Annotated in this window: 1 protein-coding gene; it reads left to right on the top strand. The window is 33.1% G+C overall.

Annotation, left to right across the window (positions count from 1 at the left end):
* Positions 1-51 precede the first annotated feature (51 nt).
* Positions 52-1,304, top strand: a protein-coding gene (locus J4Q03_RS21290) for an IS3 family transposase (protein ID WP_426050107.1) whose coding sequence is annotated in 2 segments (ribosomal slippage) — positions 52-379 and positions 379-1,304 — 1,254 coding nt in all. Because the reading frame shifts where the segments join, the coding sequence is not laid out codon by codon here.
* The last annotated feature ends 46 nt before the right edge of the window (positions 1,305-1,350 follow it).

Raw genomic sequence — 1,350 nt, 5'->3', positions numbered from 1 at the left:
TGTCTCGTCCTGAAAAAGGTTGACTATAAAACCATAAAAACAGTCATCCTTATGAATTTAAAAAAAAGATTCCTCCCTGTACAAGAATACAGTGAGGCGTTCAAAAGACAAGTTGTCTCCGAATATGAGCGGGGTTTATTTACGAAATCGCAGTTACAGACTCGATATAACATTCGAGGTAATTCATGTATTTCCAGTTGGTTAATAAAATATGGTAACTTTACTTATGAGAAACAACTAAGTAAAGGCAGACCCATGAAAGATCCACAGAAACAGAAGATTAAAGAACTTGAAGCTGCTTTATCCGAAAAGGAAGAAGAGCTCAAAGTGTTTAAGAAATTTATAGAAATCGCAGAGCGTGAGCTGAAGATTGAAATTGTAAAAAAGTCTGGTTCCAATCAATCCAGGAAATAAGGCCGTATACGAATCTTTCACTGGAAGATATCTGCCGATTGTTTGGGTACAGTAAACAAGCTTATTACAAAAGGAGGAAACAGCCTGATTCTATCAATAATCAAGAAAGGATTATTGAACTGGTATTATCAATTCGTAAAAAGATGCCTAAAATAGGTACTCGAAAACTTTATGTCTTACTTAAGAATGACTTTGACAAAGAAAAACTTCACGTAGGAAGAGATCAGCTGTTTAAGGTTTTAAGATCAAATTATCTTTTGATTCCCAGAAGACACCGCTACTTTAAAACAACAAACTCCAGACATTGGATGAAGAAATACCCCAATATTATCAAAGGAAAAGAACTGGAATGTTCAGAGAAAGTCTGGGTTGCAGATATAACTTATCTCAAAACTAAAGAAAAGAATTATTATCTTCATCTGATTACCGATGCCTATTCAAAGAAAATTGTAGGATATGAATTAAGTGATAATTTACAGACAAGTTCTACGTTGAAAGCACTAAAACAGGCTATAAAGAATCGGATCTACAAGCATCCCTTAATTCATCATTCAGATAGAGGGTTGCAGTATTGCAGTAAAGAATACACCGAAATGTTGAGGAAAAGTGACATTCTCATCAGCATGACAGAGAACTCAGACCCTTATGAAAACGCCGTAGCCGAAAGAGTGAATGGTATTCTGAAATATGAATTTGGATTGATTGATACTTTTGAAAACTTTAAAAATCTATCACAACAGCTTAAGCAATCAATTTACTATTATAATAATTGGAGACCACATTTTTCGTTGAATTATAATATACCAAACCAAGTACATCTAAAAAATAATGTGAAATTAAAAACCTATAAAAAACAAAATCAGAATAGAAAAATTCCTACTCTGATTTAATTATATTTGGGTAATAAACCTAGTCAACCTTTTTCAGGACTAGTCA

It is taken from the genome of Chryseobacterium sp. NFX27, assembly GCF_049887855.1.
Taxonomy (GTDB): Bacteria; Bacteroidota; Bacteroidia; order Flavobacteriales; family Weeksellaceae; genus Chryseobacterium.
This window is presented reverse-complemented; position numbering and strand designations above follow the sequence as displayed.